We start from the raw sequence: 17837 nt of genomic DNA, 5'->3' as shown, positions 1-17837 counted from the left end.
GCACGGGCGCTTTGCCCCCGCACCCCCGACTAGCTCGGCACAGCGAAACGGGCTATTGGTTCTGCTTCAGCAGGCGCTGTTTCTGCCGGTTCCAGTCGCGTTTGGCGCTGGTTTCGCGCTTGTCGGCCAGCTTCTTGCCCTTGGCGATGCCCAGTTTCAGCTTCACGATGCCGCGGTCGTTGAAATACATGCGCAGCGGCACCAGCGTCATCCCCTCGCGACCCGTCGCCTGCCACAGCCGCGCCAGTTCGCGCTTGCTGACCAACAGCTTGCGCTTGCGGCGCTCCTCATGCCCGAAGACGCCGGCCTGCTTATAGGCGGCGACATAGGCGTTGATCAGCCACAATTCGCCATCTTCCACGCTGGCATAGCTTTCGGCGATGTTCGATTGGCCGGTGCGCAGGGATTTCACCTCGGATCCGGTCAGCACGATCCCGGCCTCAAGATCGCTCTCGATGGCGTAATGGAACCGGGCCTGGCGGTTTTCGGCGATCAGCTTGCTGTTGGGATCGGATTTCTGGACCATGCCGATCAGATAGGCGCGCGGATGGCGCAAGTCCAGCACCCATGGGGCGCGCGGCCCGGGATTGGGGCCGCGCCATCACCGACTTGCCCCCGGCGGGCGGCTGTCGCAGGATTGCTGCGGCTGGAAATGGGGGCAAGCGATGCGTCACGGTGGGCAGATCCTGGTCGATCAATTGCGGCTGCATGGGGTGACGCGGGTATTTTCGGTGCCCGGCGAAAGTTTCCTGGCGGTGCTGGACGGGCTGCACGGGTCGGGCATCGCCAATATCGTCTGCCGTCACGAAGGCGGCGCCGCGATGATGGCCGAGGCGAGCGCCAAACTGACCAGCCGCCCCGGCATTTGCCTGGTTACCCGTGGTCCCGGCGCGACCAATGCCAGTGCGGGCGTGCATGTGGCGCGGCAGGACAGCACGCCGATGATCCTGTTCATCGGCCAGATCGCCCGCGACGACCGCGACCGCGAGGCCTTTCAAGAGGTGGACTATCGCCAGATGTTCGGTGGCCTGGCGAAATGGGTGGCCCAGATCGACACGACCGCGCGCATCCCCGAATATGTCGCGCGCGCCTTTGACGTGGCGATGTCGGGCCGCCCCGGTCCGGTCGTGCTGTCCCTGCCCGAGGATATGCTGTCGGCCCGCGCCGACACGCCCGACCTGCCGCCCGCGCCGCCGGTGATCGCCGGGATCAGCGCCGCCCAGGTGGATGCCGTGGCCGAGGCCCTGGCCGCCGCCAGCCAGCCGTTGCTGATCCCCGGCGGCTCGATCTGGACGGCGGATGACGCGGCCAATCTGGCGCGGCTGGCCCAGGGCTGGGGCCTGCCCGTCGCCGTGCCCTTCCGCCGTCAGGGGCATCTGGACAATCGCCTGCCGAACTATGTGGGCGATCTGGGCGTCGGTATGAACCCGAAACTGGGGCAGGCGCTGCGACGGGCGGATTGCGTCGTCTCGCTGGGGTCGCGGCTGGGGGATACGCTGACCGGCGGTTATGATCTGATGGCCCCGCGGGCGGCGGGGCGGCGGATTGTGCAGGTCCACCCCGACCCCGATCAGATCGGGGTGCTGTGGCGCGCCGATCCGGGGATCGCGGCCTGCCCGCGCGCGCTGCTGGCGGCCTTGGCCGACCGCCCGGCCCCGCGCCGCTGGGATGATTGGACGGCGTCGCTGCGGGCGGATTATCTGGACTGGCAGAAGCCGCGCCCGACGCCCGGCGCGGTGCGGCTGGAGGAGGTGGTGCAGCATCTGTCCGACCACCTGCCCGAGGATGCGATCCTGACCAATGGCGCGGGCAATTTCGCGGCCTTCCTGCACCGCTATTTCACCTACAAGGGGCCGGGCACGCAACTGGCGCCGACCTCGGGGTCGATGGGCTATGGGCTGCCTGCGGCGATCGCGGCCGCACTGACGTTGCCGGGGCGCACGGTCGTCTGTCTGGCCGGGGATGGCGACGTGCAGATGACCCTGAATGAGCTGTCGACCGCCGCCCAGCACGGCGCGCGGCTGGTGCTGATCGTGGCCAATAACGGGCGCTATGGCACCATTCGGATGCATCAGGAAAAGACCTATCCGGCGCGTGTGTCCGGCACCGATCTGGCCAATCCCGATTTCGCCGCCTTGGCCCGCGCCTATGGCGGCCAGGGTGAGGTCGTGGCTGATGGCGCTGATTTCCCCGCCGCGCTGGACCGCGCGCTGGCCGCGCCGGGGGTCGCGCTGATCGAATTGCGGCTGGACCCCGAGGCGCTGTCGACCGGCATGACCCTGAGTGAGGCGCGCGCGGCAGGGCAGTCCGCGGCGGGTTAGGCGCGGCGGCGTTCGGGGATGATTTCCTGAACGATCCCCGCCAGCAGCAGATAGGCCGAGGTCAGCAGCAGCCCCCAGAGCGCCCAGCTTTGCGGGTGGAAATCGACCGCCACCGCCCAGAAGGCAAAGCCCGTCCAGGCCAAAGCCATGGGCAATGAAATGGCGCGCCACCGCTCGGTCCGCACCGGGTGGATGAACTTCAGATTGGTGAACATGGTTGCGGCCAAAGCCACGACGATGGCCAAAGCGACCCAGAAGTTCAGTTTCAGCGCGAATAGCACCAACACCACCATGTTCCAGCAGGCGGGAAAGCCCGCAAAGGAATTGTCGCGCGTTTTCATGCGGGTATCGGCGAAATAGACGACCGAGCCATAGACGATCACGATGATCGCGACCCAGCCCGTCCAGCCCGGCAGGATGCCCGATTTGAACAGGGCATAGGCGGGGATGAAGACATAGGTCAGGTAATCGACGATCAGATCCATCAGCACGCCGTCATAGGTCGGCCAGTTGGCCTTGACGTCATAGCGGCGCGCCAGCGGGCCATCGACGCCATCCACGACAAGCGCGATCACCAGCCAGAAGAACATCAGCGCCCATTGCTCGTTCACGGCGGCCAGCATCGCCAGCATCGACAGGACCGCGCCGGTGGCGGTCAGCAGATGCACGGAAAGGGCTTTCAGACGTGGGGTCATGCGCGCCTTGTGGCGCAGAAAAGGGGTGAAATCAACCGTTCAGCGGCGCTGGCGCGGATGGGCCGCGTCATAGGCCTGAACCAGCCGGGCGCTGTCGATGGCGGTATAGACCTGGGTGGTGGCCAGCCGGGCATGGCCCAGAAGATCCTGAATGGCGCGCAGATCGGCGCCTGCGCCCAGCAGATGCGTGGCGAAGCTGTGGCGCAGGGCATGGGGGGTGGCGGTCGCGGGCAGCCCCAGCGAGGTGCGGGCCGCCTCCATCGCGCGGGCGACCAGTCGCGGGTTCAGCGGGCCGCCGCGCGCGCCGCGAAACAGCGGCTGGTCATCGGCCATCGGCCAGGGGCAGACCGCCAGATAGGCCTCGACTGCCTGCACCGCGACGGGCAGCACCGGCACCAGCCGCTCCTTGCCGCCCTTGCCGCGAATGCGCAGCGCGGTGCCCAGCGGAAGATCGGCCCCGGTCAGCGACAATGCCTCGGACAGGCGCAGGCCGCAGCCGTAAAGCAGGGTGACGATGGCCGCGTCGCGCGCGCCGATCCAAGGGGCGGTGGCCTGCACCTCGACCAGATCAATGACGTCGCGGGCCTGATCCTGGGCCAGCGGGCGCGGCAGCTTGCGGGCGTATTTCGGCGCGCGTGTGGTCAGCGCGGCACTGGCATCGACGCCCTGCCGGTCGGCCACCCAGGCGATGAACCCCCGGATCGAGGACAGCCGCCGCGCCATCGACCGCGGCGATAGCCCGCGCCGGTGTTCGGCCCCCAGAAAGGCGCGCAGATCGGCGGGGCCTAGCCCGCCAATCGCCGCAGGGGTCAGCGGGCCGCCTTGGTAATCGCCCAGAAAGGTCAGAAACCGCGCCAGATCGCTGCGCAGCGCGGTGATCGTATGGGCGCTCGCCCCGTCGATTGCCTGACGATGGGCCAGAAACCGCGCCAGAAGATCGGCGGCGGCATCCGAGAAGCCCGCGACGCTCACAGCATTCGGGCCAGCAGGGCGTCGATGACGCCTTGCAGAAAGGCCATCAGGTCGCTGCCTTGCTGGGGGGCGAAGGTGGCGGCCTCAGTCGCGCCCAGCAGCAGCAGACCGGCGCGCGCGCCGCCAAGGGACAGGGGCAGCACCGCCTCGGATGCGATGGGCGCATTGGCATGGGGATGGGCGCGCGCGGCGTCGTCCCCGGTGCGGCGCAGGGTGACGCCGCTGGCCTGCGCCCGCCGCACGGCCAGCCGCGCGGCGACTGCACCGGCGGGGCTCAGCTCGACCAGCCGGGGATGGGCCAGCAGGGCGGCGCGCGTGTCAGCCGCCAGCGGAACGGGGGCGTCCTCGATCAGCAGGCGGACGGATTCGATGCGCAGCAGCACCGCCAATTGATCGCCCAACACCGCCAGCAGCCCGGCCAGATCGGCGGCCCCGATCAACGCAAGCGCGGCGCGATGCACCTGACGGGTGCCAGCCACGTTGTCATAGGCGGCAGCCAGCACATGCCGATGGGTGGTTTGCAGATCGTCCAGCCGCTCTTCCAGCCGGGCCATCCAGCGACCACGAATGTCGATGACATTGCCGCCCTGTTCGGCATCGCGCGCATCCATCAGCGCGCGCATCACTTCGGCATCGTTCAACAGGGCTTCGGGCGCGGCCAGAAGCTGCGCCCGCAGATCGGGGGCAAGGGTGGTTCGGGTCATGCTCGCCTCAACTCGGCCCGTCTGACGCGGGCAGTTGCGCAAAGATAACCGAAGCCGAGACCCCGCGCACCTCTTTCTTCTTGGCGGAGATATCCCTGGGGGGAGTGAGGCGGGTCACGAAAAGGTCCAATGGACCTTTTCGCCGACGAACGCCTCGGCCCCTAGCCTGTCAGCCGATCTTCTGACCGGTGGCGGCCCAGTCCTTGACGAATTGATCCAAGCCCTTGTCGGTCAGCGGATGGCTGGCCATCGCCTTGATCACATTCGGCGGCGCGGTGATGACATCGGCACCGATGCGGGCCACGTCGGTGATATGGTTCACCGACCGGATCGAGGCGGCCAGGATCTCGGTCTTGAAGTCGTAATTGTCATAGATGGTGCGGATGTCCTCGATCAGCTGGATGCCGTCCAGGTTGATGTCGTCCAGCCGCCCGATGAACGGGCTGATGAAGGCCGCGCCCGCCTTGGCTGCCAGGATCGCCTGCGCGGCGCTGAAGCACAGGGTGACGTTGACCATGTGGCCTTCGGATGCGAAAGCCTTGCAGGCCGTCAGACCGTCCCAGGTCAGCGGCACCTTGATGGCGATATTGGGGGCGATCTTGGCCAGAACCTTGCCTTCGCGGATCATCTCTTTGGCGTCGGTCGACACCACCTCGGCCGAGACCGGGCCGCTGACCATCTCGGCGATCTCGCGCGTCACCTCGGTGATGTCGCGGCCGGATTTCAGGATCAGCGACGGGTTGGTGGTCACGCCATCGACCATGCCCAGGTCGTTCAGTTCACGGATGGCGGCGACGTCGGCGGTATCGACGAAGAACTTCATGGGATACTCCTTTGGGATGAGTTGGCGCGGTGATAGCGCAAAAGGCCGGTCGCGGAAAGGGCGGATGGGGCGGCCGGGGGGCGCTGCCCCCCTGCGGCTGCGCCGCACCCCCCGGAGTATTTGCGAACAGGGGAAAGGGGCATGAGCCGCTTTGCCCAAGGTCAGCCGGTTGCGGTGGTGCTGCCCGAGGGCCTCGGTCGGGCGCTGGATTATCTGGCGCCCGAGGCGGGCTGCGCCGCGGGGGATTTCGTGCTGGTGCCCTTGGGGCCGCGGCGGCTGGTCGGGGTGGTCTGGGGGCCGGCGGCGGGCGATTACCCGATCGAGAAATTGCGCGCGGTGATTGCCGTGCTGGACGCCGCGCCGATGACCGAAGGGATGCGGGCGTTTCTGGAGCGGGCCGCCGCCTATACGATGACGCCGCTGCCTGCGATGGTGCGGCTGGCCACGCGCGCGCCGGGGCTGGCCGATCCGCCGGGGATGCGACGCATCTATGTGCCCGCCGGGGCGCCGCCCGCGCGGTTGACCGAGGCGCGGGCGCGGGTGATGGCGGTGATCGCGGATCACGGCGGCGCAGGGTTCGCCCTGGGTGAGCTGGCCGCGCTTGCGGGCGTATCGCATTCGGTCATTCACGGGCTGGTCAAGGCGGGCGTGCTGGCCGAAATCGCCGCGCCGCGCGATCTGCCCTATCCGCGGCTGGATCCCAACCTGCCCGGCAAGGCGCTGGATGACAGCCAGCAGGCCGCCGCAGATCAGCTCTGCGCGGGCATGACGGCGGGGGGCTATGGCACCACGCTTCTGAAGGGCGTCACCGGGTCGGGCAAGACCGAGGTTTACCTTGAGGCCGTGGCCGCCTGTCTGCGCGCCGGGCGTCAGGCGCTGGTGCTTTTGCCGGAGATCGCGCTGACCTCGGCCTTTCTGGCGCGGGTCGAGGCGCGGTTCGGGGCGCGTCCGGGCGAGTGGCATTCCGGTGTCACCCAGGCCGAGCGGCGGCGGCTGTGGACCATGGCCGGGCGCGGCGAGGTCGGGCTGGTGGTCGGCGCGCGATCGGCGCTGTTCCTGCCGTTCCGCGATCTGGGCCTGATCGTCGTCGATGAGGAGCATGACACCAGCTACAAGCAGGAAGACGGTGTGCTGTATCACGCCCGCGACATGGCGGTGTTGCGCGCCAGTCTTGAGGGCGGGCAGGTGGTGCTGGCCTCGGCCACGCCGGCGCTTGAGACTTGGGTGAATGCGCGGGCCGGGCGTTACGGGCGCGTCGATCTGACCGCGCGGTTCGGCGTGGCGGAACTGCCCGACATGGCCACCATCGACCTGCGCGCCGAGCCGATGGAGGCGGGCCAGTGGATCAGCCCCAGCCTGGCGCGCGCCATGGTCGACCGGCTGGAGAAGGGCGAGCAAAGCCTGTTGTTCCTGAACCGGCGTGGCTATGCACCGCTGACCGTCTGTCGGTCCTGCGGCGGCCAGATCGCCTGCGATCACTGCGATGCGCGCATGGTCGAGCATCGCTTTCTGCGCCGTCTGGTCTGCCACCAATGCGGCGCGACCCGCCCGGTGCCGCAGACCTGCCCCAGTTGTGGCACCACCGGTGCCATGGCCGCCGTCGGTCCCGGTGTCGAGCGGCTGGCCGAGGAGGTCGCGGCGCGTTTTCCCGGTGCGCGGGCTGCCGTGCTGTCGTCGGATCTGTTCACCAGCGCGCGGGCCTTGCGCGATCAGATCGCGGCGATTGCGGCGGGGCAGGCCGATATCATCATCGGCACGCAGATCGTGGCCAAGGGGCACAACTTTCCCGATCTGACGCTGGTGGGGGTGATCGACTCCGATCTGGGCCTGTTCGGGTCGGATCTGCGCGCCGCCGAGCGGACCTTTCAACTGATCCGCCAGGTCGCCGGTCGCGCCGGGCGGGCGCAGGCGCCGGGGCTGGCGCTGTTGCAGACCCACCAGCCCGACCACCCGGTGATCCGCGCCATCCTGGCGGGCGATGACGAAGGCTTCTGGCAGGCCGAGGCGGCGCAACGTCAGGCGCTGCGGATGCCGCCCTTTGGCCGTCTGGCCGGGATCATCCTGTCATCGCCCGACGCCCAAGCGGCGTTGGAGGTGGGCGAGGCGCTTGCGCGCGCCGATGCCCCTCTGCGCGCCATCGGCGCCGAGGTCTGGGGGCCTGCGCCCGCGCCGATTGCCCGCGTGCGGGGCCGCCACCGCCTGCGCCTGCTGGTGCGCGCCGACCGGGGGGCTGCGCTGCAACCGGCGCTGTCGGCCTGGCTGGCGCAGGTGCGGCTGCCCGCCAAGGTGCGGCTGGCCGTCGATATCGACCCGCAGAGCTTCCTGTAGCCCCGTAGCGGAACGCCGGGCTGGCCCGCGGCGTTCGGTCTGGTAACAGCGCCGCCCGCCCCCTATCTTCGGGCAGCCCAACGACAGGAGAGTGCGATGACCACCGGACCCTTTGCCGACCGCCTGCCCACCGCCGACGAGGCGCTGCCGGGCCGCGATGCCCCGATCATGGTGCCGGGCCGCCATGCCGTGCTGGGCACCGACATCGGCGAACTGCCCGCCGGGCATGAGGTCGTGCTGCTGGGCATGGGCTGCTATTGGGGCGCCGAACGCCTGCTGTGGCAGGCCGAGGGTGTGCATTCGACAGCGGTGGGCTTTGCCGGTGGCCTGACCCCGAACCCCACCTATGCCGAGGTTTGCACCGGTCGCACCGGCCATGCCGAGGTGGTGCGCGTGGTCTTTGACCCGGCCCGCATCAGCCTGTCGCATCTGCTGCAACTGTTCTGGGACAATCACGATCCGACCCAGGGCAATCGCCAGGGCAATGATCGCGGCACCCAGTATCGGTCGGCCATCTATGCGATGAACGATCACCATCTGGCACTGGCCGAGGCTTCGGCAGTGGACTTCGGCAACCGGCTGGCGGTCGGTGGCTTCGGTGCCATCACCACCGAGATCGCGCCGATGCCCGTGTTCTATTTCGCCGAGGATGAGCATCAGCAATATCTGCACAAGAATCCGAACGGCTATTGCGGGCTGAAGGGCACCGGGGTTAAGGCCAGCACCAGCCAATCGCTTTGAACAGGGGCCGCCATGACCACCTTCACCGCCTTTACCACCTGCCCCAGCCGCGCCCAGGCCGAGGCCTTGGCCGAGCATGTCGAGGCGCTTGAGCCGGAACCCTATGGCACCGGCGTGTTCGAGATCGAGGACGGGTCCGACCGGTGGGAAGTCGGCGCCTATTTCACCGAACGCCCCGATGAGGTGGCGCTGCTGCTGCTGGCCGCCGCGCAGGGCGCGCAGCCTTTTGTCGTGTCGGAACTGCCCGACATCGACTGGGTGGCGCATGTGCGGCGCGAACTGGCGCCGGTGCAGGCCGGGCGGTTCTTCGTCTATGGCAGCCATGACGCCGACAAGCTGCCTGCCGGGGCCCTGGCGCTGAATATCGACGCGGCGATGGCCTTTGGCACTGGCCACCACGGCACCACCAAGGGCTGCCTGCTGGCGCTGGACCGGCTGGCCGATACCGCGCCGGGCCGGGTGGCGGACATCGGCTGCGGCACGGCGGTGCTGGCGATGGGGGCCGCGCGGCTGTGGCCGGGGCTGGAGGTGCCGGTCATGGCCTCGGATAACGACGTGATCGCGGTCGAAACGGCCGAGGCGAATGTGCTGAACAACGGGTTGGACGGCAAGGTCGCCTGCTTTCAGGCGACGGGCTTTGATCACCCCGATCATGCTGCCGCCGCGCCCTATGACATCGTGCTGGCCAATATCCTGAAACAGCCGCTGATCGACCTGGCCCCCGACATGGCCGCGCATCTGGCGGCGGGCGGGCGGGCGATCCTGTCGGGGCTGCTGACCACCCAGGCCGATGAGGTGACGGCGGCCTATGTCGCGCAGGGGCTGGTGCCCGAACACCGCGACGATCTGGGCGAATGGTCGACGCTGGTGCTGCGCAAGCCCTGATGGCAGACTAGCCGGGCGGCCAGACCGGCCAGCTATCGGTGATGCGGCCGTCCTCATGGATCAGGATTTCGGCGAAATCCTGAATGACGGCCTCGGATTGGGTGGGGCGCAGGGCGATCACGGTAGGCTCGGGCGCGCCGCGCGGCAGCACCCATCCCTGCTGGTTCGAGGATGGCGCATAGAAGGGGCTGGGCCGCAGCCCGGCCGGATAGACCGGCTGCGCCATCCACTTGCCACCCCAGCCAAAGGCGATGCGGTCGCCGATCAGCCGCGCGCCGCGCAATGCCTCTGACAGGCGCGGATGGCCGGGCAGGCCGTGCGGCACGGTTTTCAGCACCGGCGCCACGATGAACAGCGCGGGCGTCAGCGCCGCGTTGCAGGGCTGGTCGAAATCCGACGGCTTGACCAGGGCCGAGCCGACCACGACCTCATTCCCCGGTGTGCCGGCTGGCATCGCCAAAGCAGTGGAAGACCCGCCGGTGTTCAGGATGCGCCGCGCGCCCGGCGGCAAGGCGGCGATGAAATCCGACAGCCGCGCCATCGCCTGCACCCCGGCCCGGCCCTGACCACCCAGCAGCCGGGGCAGGGCGCTGACATGGGCCTCATATCCCATCAGGCCCTCGATCTGGACCGGGGCGGTGACGCGCCCGGCGGCGGCGGCCAGATCAGAGGGCCGGGCATAGCCTCCACGGCCAAGGCCGATGTCGACCTCGAACACCAGACGCATGGGGCGGCCATCGGCGGCGGCCAGCGACAGGTAATCACGCAGCACCTCGCAGCGGTCGATCAGCCAGATCACCCGATCCGCCCCCGCCACATCGCGGCGAAAGGCGGCGGCGGCGGCGGCAGGCATCGGCTTGCCCATCAGCACCTCGGCCTGCGGAAAGCGCGCCAGCACCCGCGCCGTCAGCGGCAGGTGGAAGGACATGATGCGGTCGGTCGAAAGCCCCGCCATCCCCGCCGCGATCAGATCGGGCGCCGGGATCGACTTGTCGGCCAGCCGCACCGCATGGTCCGCAGGCAGGCCCGCCGCCAGCACCGACAGGTTGTCACGCAGCCGCCGCCGGTCCAGCACCAGGGCGGGGCGAACGATCCCCGCCTGGGCCAAGGCCCGCGTCACCGCCTGAAAATCCATCGCCCCTGTCCCCGGCTGCCCGTTTGTTCGGCCGGGTTTTAGCACGACCGAACAGTCTGGCAAGCCGCAGGGTCATGACGCCACGTCAGTCCGCCACGTCAGTCCGCCCGAAAGGCGTCGATGGCCGCGATCGCCTCATCCGCGGTTTCGACATAGGTGAACAGGTCCAGATCCTCGGCCGAGATCGTGCCGGCCTCTGCCAGCGCCTGCCAGTTGATGATCCCGTCCCAGAAGTCGCGCCCGAACAGCAGGAACGGCACCGGCTTCATCCGCAGCGTCTGGATCAGGGTCAGCGCCTCGAACATCTCATCCAAAGTGCCGAAGCCGCCGGGGAACACGCAGATCGCCGCCGCGCGCATCAGGAAATGCATCTTGCGAATGGCGAAATAGTGGAAGTTGAAGCACAGGTCGGGCGTGACATATTCGTTCGGCGCCTGTTCATGCGGCAGCACGATGTTCAGGCCGATGGACTGGCCGCCCGCCTCATGCGCGCCGCGATTGCCGGCCTCCATCACGCCGGGGCCGCCGCCGGTGCAGACCACCCATTCGCGGCCATAGCTTTTCAGGCTGCGCTCGGTCATCGCCTGGGCAAACAGCCGCGCCTGTTCGTAGTAACGCGACAGATCGGCCAGCGTCTGCGTGCGCGCCCGCGCCACCTGGTCGGGGGCGGGGATGCGCGCGCCGCCGAACATCACCACGGTCGACACGATGCCGCGTTCGTCCATCACCAGTTGCGGCTTCAGCAGCTCCAGTTGCAGGCGCACGGGGCGCAGTTCCGGGCGCAGCAGGAAATCCCGATCCTGAAAGGCCAGCTTATAGGCCGGGGCGCGGGTCTGCGGCGTATCGGGGATCTCGCGCGCGGCCGCGGCGTCCTGCTGGCTGTCGCGGAACGGGGTCTGGTGGTCGTCGGTCATCTGATCCTTTCGGCGGCCATCGGCGCGCGGCGCATTGCATGGGGGACGTGGCGGCGGTTATACCCGCGCGACCCGTCCGTTCACAACCAATGAGGCCCCCGCATGAGTTCCCCCCTGAACACCGCCGAGCTGGAAAACGCCATCGAAGCCGCGTGGGAGGCCCGCGACACGATCACCCCCTCCACCAAGGGCGAGGCGCGTGAGGCGATCGAGGCCACGCTGGAGGCGCTGGACAGCGGCGCGCTGCGGGTGGCCGAAAAGCGCGGGGCCGACTGGCATGTGAACCAATGGGCCAAGAAAGCCGTGCTGCTGGGCTTTCGCCTGAAGGACATGGAACAGATGCCGGGCGCGCCGCAGGACGCAAGCTGGTGGGACAAGGTGGACACCAAGTTCAAGGGCTGGGGCGACAACCAGTGGCGCGCCGCCGGTTTCCGTGCCGTCCCCGGTGCCATCGTCCGTCGCAGCGCCCATATCGGCAAGGGCGTGGTGCTGATGCCCAGCTTCGTCAACCTGGGCGCCTTTGTCGATGAAGGCACGATGGTCGACACCTGGGCCACCGTCGGCTCGTGTGCGCAGATCGGCAAGCACGTTCACCTGTCGGGCGGCGTCGGCATCGGCGGCGTGCTGGAACCGATGCAGGCAGGCCCGACCATCATCGAGGACAATTGCTTCATCGGCGCCCGGTCCGAGGTGGTCGAGGGCTGCATCGTCCGCGAAGGCAGCGTGCTGGGCATGGGCGTGTTCATCGGCAAGTCGACCAAGATCGTCGACCGCGAAACCGGCGAAGTGATGTATGGCGAGGTGCCCGCCGGGTCGGTGGTCGTGGCCGGTTCGATGCCGTCGAAGAACGGCGTGAACCTGTATTGCGCGGTGATCGTCAAGCGCGTGGATGCGCAAACCCGGTCCAAGACCTCGATCAACGAATTGCTGCGGGATTGAACGGGCGATCTGCGGGGCTGACAGGGCGTTTCGGATCGGTTAGCAAAAGCGGGTGGCCGAAGGGAGATCGGCCAACCGCGTCATTGCAAGGGGGGAACCACCATGGCCGATCACAAGACCACCCATGTTCACGGCGACATGTCGGTGCGTGAGCATGAAAAGACTTTTGACGGCTTCATCCGGCTGTCGACCTGGGCGGCGGTGCTGGCAATTCTGGTGGTGATCTTCCTGGCGTTGTCGAACGCCTGATCATCACGGCACGAACAAGAAAGGCAGATCATGCTGCGTAAACTTCTGGTCTGTCTTTTGCTGCCCCTGCTGGCGGCCTGCGGGGCCGAACCGACCTGGGCGCCCGATGATGCGGTGCGTCAGGCGCGGTTTTCGACGGGCGAGCCGCCCTCGATCACGCTGTTCACCGTGATCGGCATTCCGCGCGGCGAGGGCGGGCATTCGGCGCTGATGATCGACGCCAGCCAGCGGGTCATGTTCGACCCGGCCGGAACCTGGCGCCACCCCAACGTGCCGGAACGCAACGATGTGCATTACGGCATCACGCCGATGATGAAGGCGTTCTACATCGATTACCACGCGCGCGAGACCTATTACGTCGAAGAGCAGAAGGTGCTGGTCAGCCCCGAGGTCGCCGAACTGGCGATGCGCCGGGCCGAGGAATATGGCGCGGTGTCCAAGGCGATGTGCGCCAATGCCACCTCGACCGTGCTGCGCGGCTTGCCAGGGTTCGAGACGATCCCGGTTAGCTTCTATCCGCTGCGCATCCGTGATGCCTTCGGCAAGCTGCCCGGCGTGCAGACCAAGATCCACAAGGATGGCGATCCGGCGAACAATCACAATGTCCTGCTGGTGCAGCAGGGCAAGGTTCTGAACCGCTAGATCAGCGCCAGCGAAAGATACAGCACCGCTGCGCCGCCCAGGATCGCGGCCAGCGTGTTGCGAAAGGCGATGCCAAAGCCCAGCGCGGCCAGTGCCGCCAGAAAGCGCGGCGCGTCAAAGGCGCCGCCGGTCGCGGCGGGCCAGATCACCAGCGGCGCGACCAGCCCGGGCAGCACCGCCACGGATGTATAGCGCAGATGCCGCAGCACCCATTCGGGCAGTTGCCGCGCGCCGATCAGGCCCAGAAACGACAGCCGGATCACATAGGTGCCAAGGCCCAGCGCCAGGATCACCAGCCAGATCGTCGTGCTGGATGCGGTCATCCCAAGGCCCCCCTGCGGGCGGCGCGGCGGGCCAGGAACAGCTCGGTCCGGGCGCCCGCGACCATTGCCAGTGGCGCGGCGACCAGCAGGCCCAGGCCGTGCGGCAGCACCGAAAACACCAGTGCGCCGATCACCGACACCGCCGCCGCCACAACATGAGGCAGGCTGCGCAGCGCCGGCGCGATCATCGCCAGAAAAGTGATCGGCACCGCAAAATCCAGCGCGAAGGCCGGCGGGATCGCCCGGCCCATCGTCGCACCGATCGCTGTCATCGCCATCCAGGGCAGGCACAAGGTGACCGAGGTGCCCATGAAATAGGCGATCTTTTCGGCCAGGGGGCGGGCGGGGCGTGCGGTAAACTCGGCATCCGACAGCGCATAGGTCTGGTCGATCAGAAGATAGGCGATCAGCGCCCGCATCCGCAGCGGCGCGGCCCCCAGATGCGGCACCAGGCTGGCCGAATACATCGCCATCCGCAGGTTCACCGCCAGTGCCGAGACGATGACGATCAGCGCGGGGGCATTGTCGGCCAACAGTTGCACGGCGGTGAATTGCGAGGCACCGGCCAGAACCAGCACCGAAAAGCCCATGATCTGCGCCAGATCCAGCCCCGCCTCATGCGCGACGACGCCGAACAAAAGGGCAAAGGGCAGCACCACCAGAAGGAACGGCAGCCCGTCGCGCAGCCCCTTGGCAAAAGCACGCGTGGTCATCCGTCGAACGTCCCCGCGGCGCGGCCCAGCAGCATGAAGGCGCGGGCGGTGCGGGTGGCGGCAAAGGCGGCGATCTGGGCATCGTCGGCCTGTGGCTCCAGCGTCGCCAGGGCGCGGTCGAACTGGCGCAGGAAATGATGCGCGGCATCGCGAAAGATGGTGTCGCTGCGCAACAGATCCTGCACCAGCGTCAGTGTCACCCGGTCGCGCACCCCGCCCAGGGCCGAGACCTCGCGCCCGCGTTCGCCATGCGCAAAGCGCCGCCACAGTTCGGGTCGGGCGCGGTCAGGCGCAAGGTCATCCATGAAGATGCCGTCGCGCGCGAGCAGCGTCAGCACATCCTGCGCCGCCCGCACAAGGCGCGAGGCCGTGGCATCGGCCAAGGCTGCGCGCAAGGCCGCGATCCCGGCGCTGTCATCGCCGCTTTCGGGAAAGTTCAGCGCCCGGATCAGCGTGTCGGCAGGCAGGCTGTCGGTCGCGGCGCCCGGCAGATCCAGCGCCAGGCTGGATTGCGCGGGTTGCGGTGCGGTGGGGGCTGCGGTCGGGGCTGCCACGCGCGCGCGGGGCTGCGGCGCGGCGATCGGGGCGGCGGCGATCGGGGCGGCGGCCATCGGGGCTGCGGCGGGGCGCGCCGCCGGGCGAACCTCGGGCGTGGCTGGCTCGACTGCGTCGATCGGCGTCGGGGCAGGGCGTGCGGGCGGGCGGATGCGATCCATGTCGGCGCGCAGCCGGTCGGCCTCGGCCCGCAATTGCGCCAGCGTCTCGGCCGCGCCTGCCGCCATCCAGATCAGCGCCACCGGCAGCAGCACGCCGACCAGCGACATCAGCCGCGCCAGCGCACCGGGGGGCTGGTCGGGGCTGGGCGTCAGCAGCCAGAACAGCCCCACCAGCGCCAGCCAGATCAGGCTGATCGCGCCCGCCACGACGACCGCGCCATGACGCGCCACAACCTTGCGAAAGCCGTCGACCAGCCCGGTCATGCGCGCCCCCTAGATGTATTGGACGTCCAGAATCTCATAGCTTTTTTCGCCGCCGGGGGTGCGCACTTCCACGCTGTCGCCCGGCTCCTTGCCGATCAGCGCCCGCGCCAGGGGCGAGCGCACGTTCAGCAGGCCGCCTTCGATCTGCGCCTCGGTCTCACCGACGATCTGATAGGTCTTTTCCTCGTCGCTGTCTTCATCGACCAGGGTGACGGTGGCGCCGAACTTGATCGGGCCGGACAGTTTGGCGGGGTCGATCACCTCGGCGCGGGAAATCAGCGCCTCGATCTCCTTGATCCGGCCCTCGACGAAGCTCTGCTTTTCACGGGCGGCGTGATATTCGGCGTTTTCCGACAGATCGCCATGTTCGCGCGCCTCGGCGATGGCCTTGATGACCGCCGGCCGCTCGACCGATTTCAGCTGTTTCAGTTCTTCGTCCAGTTGCGCGAAGCCCGCGCGGGTCATCGGGATCTTTTCCATGCCGTCCTGCAACGCCGTTCGTTTTCATGAACAGACCGACCCCACCCGCGCGGCGGGCAAGGTCGGTCTGCAAGTCATGCGTCACAGGAAACCGGAACCGGCGCGGAATGCAACCCTTGGATGACCGTTGTGGCGGCTTCTTGCTGGGCCGGGATCGAAAATTGCGCCAAAGACGCGCGTGGCGTCATCATTGCGCCACGGCCCCGGCTGGGCTAGTGCTGACGTGAAGGTCAAGCAGGCGGGCCGGATCGGGCCTTGCCGCGCCAGATGTGGGGGGACGGATGAGCGACCAGATGATGCGCGAATCGATGGACTATGATGTCGTCATCGTGGGGGCGGGGCCGTCGGGCCTGTCCGCGGCGATCCGGCTGAAACAGATCGACCCTGACCTGTCGGTGGTGGTGCTGGAAAAAGGGTCCGAGGTCGGCGCCCATATCCTGTCGGGTGCGGTGCTGGATACCGCGGGTCTTGACGCGCTGCTGCCCGACTGGCGCGCGATGGGGGCGCCGATCAAGACCGAGGTCAAGCACGACAATTTCTATATCCTGGGCGCCGCCGGCGGGATGCGCATCCCGAACTGGCCGATGCCGCCGCTGATGTCGAACCACGGCAAATACATCGTGTCGATGGCCAATGTCTGCCGCTGGATGGCCGAACAGGCCGAAGCTCTGGGCGTCGAGATTTTCCCCGGCATGGCCTGTTCGCAACTGGTGTTCGACGGCAACCGCGTCGCCGGTGTCGTGGCCGGCGAAATGGGGCTGAACCCCGACGGCACCCCCGGCCCCAGCTATGAGCCGGGGATGGAGCTGCGCGGCAAATACGTTTTCATCAGCGAGGGCGTGCGCGGGTCGCTGGCCAAGCAGTTGATGGAAAAATACGATCTGTCGGCCGGGAAATGCCCGCAAAAGTTCGGCCTGGGCATGAAGGAAATCTGGGAAATCGACCCTGCCAAGCACCGCGAAGGCACCGTCACGCATACGATGGGCTGGCCGCTGGGCAAGAATGCGGGCGGCGGCAGCTTCATCTATCATCTTGACAACAATCAGGTTCTGGTCGGCTTCGTGGTTCACCTGAACTATGAGAATCCGTATCTGTTCCCCTATATGGAGTTCCAGCGCTTCAAGCATCACCCGATGGTCGCCGAGCTGCTGGAGGGCGGCAAGCGCGTGGCTTACGGTGCGCGCGCGATTTCCGAAGGCGGCTGGCAGTCGATCCCCAAGCTGACGGTGCCGGGCGCTGTGCTGCTGGGCTGTTCGGCGGGGCTGGTGAACGTGCCGCGCATCAAGGGCAACCATAACGCCATGCTGTCGGGCATTGCCGCCGCCGAGGCCGCCTGCGCCGCGATCAAGGCCGGCCGCGAAGGCGATGAGCTGGTCGAATATGAAACCGACCTGCGCAGCGGCCCGATCGCCAAGGATCTGAAGCGGGTGCGCAACGTCAAGCCGATGTGGTCGCATTGGGGGATGTGGCCCTCGCTGGTGTTCGGTGGGCTGGACATGTGGACGAACAACCTGTTCGGCTTTTCGCTGTTCGGTACGCTGAAACACGGCAAGAGCGACGCCGCCCATACCGGAAAGGCCAAGGACTTTGCGCCCATCGACTATCCCAAGCCCGATGGCAAGCTGTCCTTCGACCGGCTGACCAACGTCAGCTTCAGCTTCACCAACCACGAGGAAAGCCAGCCCAGCCATCTGCGGCTGAAGGATCCCTCGATCCCGATTGCGGTGAACCTGCCCGAATATGCCGAACCGGCGCAGCGTTACTGCCCGGCAGCCGTCTATGAGGTGGTGGGCGAGGGCGCCGATGCGCGGTTCGTCATCAACTTTCAGAACTGCGTGCATTGCAAGACCTGCGACATCAAGGATCCGTCGCAGAACATCGTCTGGACCACGCCGCAGGGCGGTGACGGGCCGAATTATCCCAATATGTGATCAGGAAGGCGGCCCCCGTGGCCGCCTTTTTCATGGCACCCGCGCCCGTCACATTCCCGTCA

Annotated in this window: 19 protein-coding genes; 8 read left to right on the top strand and 11 right to left on the bottom strand. The window is 67.9% G+C overall.

Annotated features, from left to right (window positions below; translation table 11 throughout):
- Nucleotides 1–52: 52 nt before the first annotated feature.
- Nucleotides 53–526 carry an SsrA-binding protein SmpB gene (smpB, locus tag ACEYYA_RS11860; protein ID WP_374800925.1) on the bottom strand — a complete coding sequence of 158 codons (474 nt, stop codon included), beginning with the start codon at nucleotides 524–526 and terminating at the stop codon, nucleotides 53–55.
- Nucleotides 527–665: 139 nt separating this feature from the next.
- Between smpB and ACEYYA_RS11855 the strand changes: the two genes are divergently transcribed.
- Nucleotides 666–2321 carry a thiamine pyrophosphate-binding protein gene (locus ACEYYA_RS11855; RefSeq protein ID WP_374800879.1) on the top strand — a complete coding sequence of 552 codons (1656 nt, stop codon included), beginning with the start codon at nucleotides 666–668 and terminating at the stop codon, nucleotides 2319–2321.
- Here ACEYYA_RS11855 and ACEYYA_RS11850 read toward each other — a convergent pair.
- The 4 genes from ACEYYA_RS11850 to fsa all read right to left on the bottom strand — a co-directional run bounded on the left by ACEYYA_RS11850 (nucleotide 2318) and on the right by fsa (nucleotide 5515).
- On the bottom strand, nucleotides 2318–3016 hold the full coding sequence (locus ACEYYA_RS11850) for a CDP-alcohol phosphatidyltransferase family protein (protein WP_374800877.1): 699 nt from the start codon (nucleotides 3014–3016) through the stop codon (nucleotides 2318–2320). The two genes, ACEYYA_RS11855 and ACEYYA_RS11850, sit on opposite strands and share 4 nt — an antisense overlap.
- Nucleotides 3017–3055: 39 nt before the next feature.
- The gene (locus ACEYYA_RS11845) at nucleotides 3056–3988 is read right to left on the bottom strand and encodes a tyrosine recombinase XerC (RefSeq protein WP_374800875.1); all 933 of its coding nucleotides are present in this window, start codon (nucleotides 3986–3988) and stop codon (nucleotides 3056–3058) included.
- Nucleotides 3985–4692 carry a DUF484 family protein gene (locus ACEYYA_RS11840; RefSeq protein ID WP_374800873.1) on the bottom strand — a complete coding sequence of 236 codons (708 nt, stop codon included), beginning with the start codon at nucleotides 4690–4692 and terminating at the stop codon, nucleotides 3985–3987. The genes ACEYYA_RS11845 and ACEYYA_RS11840 overlap by 4 nt, the downstream gene beginning before the upstream one ends.
- A gap of 169 nt (nucleotides 4693–4861) precedes the next feature.
- Nucleotides 4862–5515, bottom strand: a complete 654-nt coding sequence (gene fsa, locus ACEYYA_RS11835) for a fructose-6-phosphate aldolase (protein WP_374800871.1) — start codon at nucleotides 5513–5515, stop codon at nucleotides 4862–4864.
- 141 nt (nucleotides 5516–5656) lie between these two features.
- Between fsa and ACEYYA_RS11830 the strand changes: the two genes are divergently transcribed.
- The 3 genes from ACEYYA_RS11830 to ACEYYA_RS11820 all read left to right on the top strand — a co-directional run bounded on the left by ACEYYA_RS11830 (nucleotide 5657) and on the right by ACEYYA_RS11820 (nucleotide 9469).
- Nucleotides 5657–7843 (top strand): primosomal protein N', encoded by a 2187-nt coding sequence (locus ACEYYA_RS11830; RefSeq protein WP_374800869.1) that lies wholly within the window; start codon nucleotides 5657–5659, stop codon nucleotides 7841–7843.
- A gap of 96 nt (nucleotides 7844–7939) precedes the next feature.
- Nucleotides 7940–8584, top strand: coding sequence for a peptide-methionine (S)-S-oxide reductase MsrA (msrA, locus tag ACEYYA_RS11825; protein ID WP_374800867.1), 645 nt, complete (start codon nucleotides 7940–7942; stop codon nucleotides 8582–8584).
- 12 nt (nucleotides 8585–8596) lie between these two features.
- Nucleotides 8597–9469, top strand: a complete 873-nt coding sequence (locus ACEYYA_RS11820) for a 50S ribosomal protein L11 methyltransferase (RefSeq protein WP_374800865.1) — start codon at nucleotides 8597–8599, stop codon at nucleotides 9467–9469.
- Nucleotides 9470–9476: 7 nt separating this feature from the next.
- Here the strand turns inward: ACEYYA_RS11820 and ACEYYA_RS11815 are convergent, their stop codons facing one another.
- On the bottom strand, nucleotides 9477–10604 hold the full coding sequence (locus ACEYYA_RS11815) for an alanine racemase (protein WP_374800863.1): 1128 nt from the start codon (nucleotides 10602–10604) through the stop codon (nucleotides 9477–9479).
- A 98-nt stretch (nucleotides 10605–10702) separates the two neighbouring features.
- Nucleotides 10703–11518 carry an LOG family protein gene (locus ACEYYA_RS11810; protein WP_374800861.1) on the bottom strand — a complete coding sequence of 272 codons (816 nt, stop codon included), beginning with the start codon at nucleotides 11516–11518 and terminating at the stop codon, nucleotides 10703–10705.
- 102 nt (nucleotides 11519–11620) lie between these two features.
- Here ACEYYA_RS11810 and dapD point away from each other — a divergent pair, with 102 nt between their 5' ends.
- The 3 genes from dapD (at nucleotide 11621) to ACEYYA_RS11795 (ending at nucleotide 13348) form a co-directional block, all read left to right on the top strand.
- Entirely contained in the window at nucleotides 11621–12457 is an 837-nt protein-coding gene (dapD, locus tag ACEYYA_RS11805; RefSeq protein ID WP_374800859.1) for a 2,3,4,5-tetrahydropyridine-2,6-dicarboxylate N-succinyltransferase, read from the top strand.
- Between the two features lie 102 nt (nucleotides 12458–12559).
- Nucleotides 12560–12706, top strand: a complete 147-nt coding sequence (locus ACEYYA_RS11800; RefSeq protein WP_374800857.1) for an aa3-type cytochrome c oxidase subunit IV — start codon at nucleotides 12560–12562, stop codon at nucleotides 12704–12706.
- A gap of 30 nt (nucleotides 12707–12736) precedes the next feature.
- Nucleotides 12737–13348, top strand: a complete 612-nt coding sequence (locus ACEYYA_RS11795; RefSeq protein ID WP_374800855.1) for a hypothetical protein — start codon at nucleotides 12737–12739, stop codon at nucleotides 13346–13348.
- On the opposite strand, the gene ACEYYA_RS11790 is transcribed toward ACEYYA_RS11795, so the two are convergent.
- From ACEYYA_RS11790 to greA, 4 genes are read right to left on the bottom strand one after another with little or no spacing between them, the layout of a single operon-like run.
- On the bottom strand, nucleotides 13345–13671 hold the full coding sequence (locus tag ACEYYA_RS11790; RefSeq protein ID WP_374800853.1) for an AzlD domain-containing protein: 327 nt from the start codon (nucleotides 13669–13671) through the stop codon (nucleotides 13345–13347). The two genes, ACEYYA_RS11795 and ACEYYA_RS11790, sit on opposite strands and share 4 nt — an antisense overlap.
- Nucleotides 13668–14384: an AzlC family ABC transporter permease gene (locus ACEYYA_RS11785; RefSeq protein WP_374800851.1), complete on the bottom strand. Its 717-nt coding sequence runs from the start codon at nucleotides 14382–14384 to the stop codon at nucleotides 13668–13670. Before ACEYYA_RS11785 ends, ACEYYA_RS11790 begins: the two co-directional genes overlap by 4 nt.
- On the bottom strand, nucleotides 14381–15364 hold the full coding sequence (locus ACEYYA_RS11780; RefSeq protein ID WP_374800849.1) for a hypothetical protein: 984 nt from the start codon (nucleotides 15362–15364) through the stop codon (nucleotides 14381–14383). The genes ACEYYA_RS11785 and ACEYYA_RS11780 overlap by 4 nt, the downstream gene beginning before the upstream one ends.
- 9 nt (nucleotides 15365–15373) lie before the next feature.
- Complete coding sequence (gene greA, locus ACEYYA_RS11775) at nucleotides 15374–15844, bottom strand: transcription elongation factor GreA (protein ID WP_374800847.1); 471 nt, start codon at nucleotides 15842–15844, stop codon at nucleotides 15374–15376.
- Between the two features lie 281 nt (nucleotides 15845–16125).
- On the opposite strand from greA, the gene ACEYYA_RS11770 reads away from it, so the two are divergent.
- Nucleotides 16126–17775, top strand: a complete 1650-nt coding sequence (locus ACEYYA_RS11770) for an electron transfer flavoprotein-ubiquinone oxidoreductase (RefSeq protein ID WP_374800845.1) — start codon at nucleotides 16126–16128, stop codon at nucleotides 17773–17775.
- Nucleotides 17776–17837: the final 62 nt, after the last annotated feature.

The sequence above is a fragment of the Paracoccus zhouxuedongae genome (genome assembly GCF_041927815.1).
GTDB lineage: Bacteria > Pseudomonadota > Alphaproteobacteria > Rhodobacterales > Rhodobacteraceae > Paracoccus.
The sequence above is the reverse complement of the archived record's forward strand: the minus strand, read 5'-3'. Positions and strand labels throughout refer to the sequence as shown.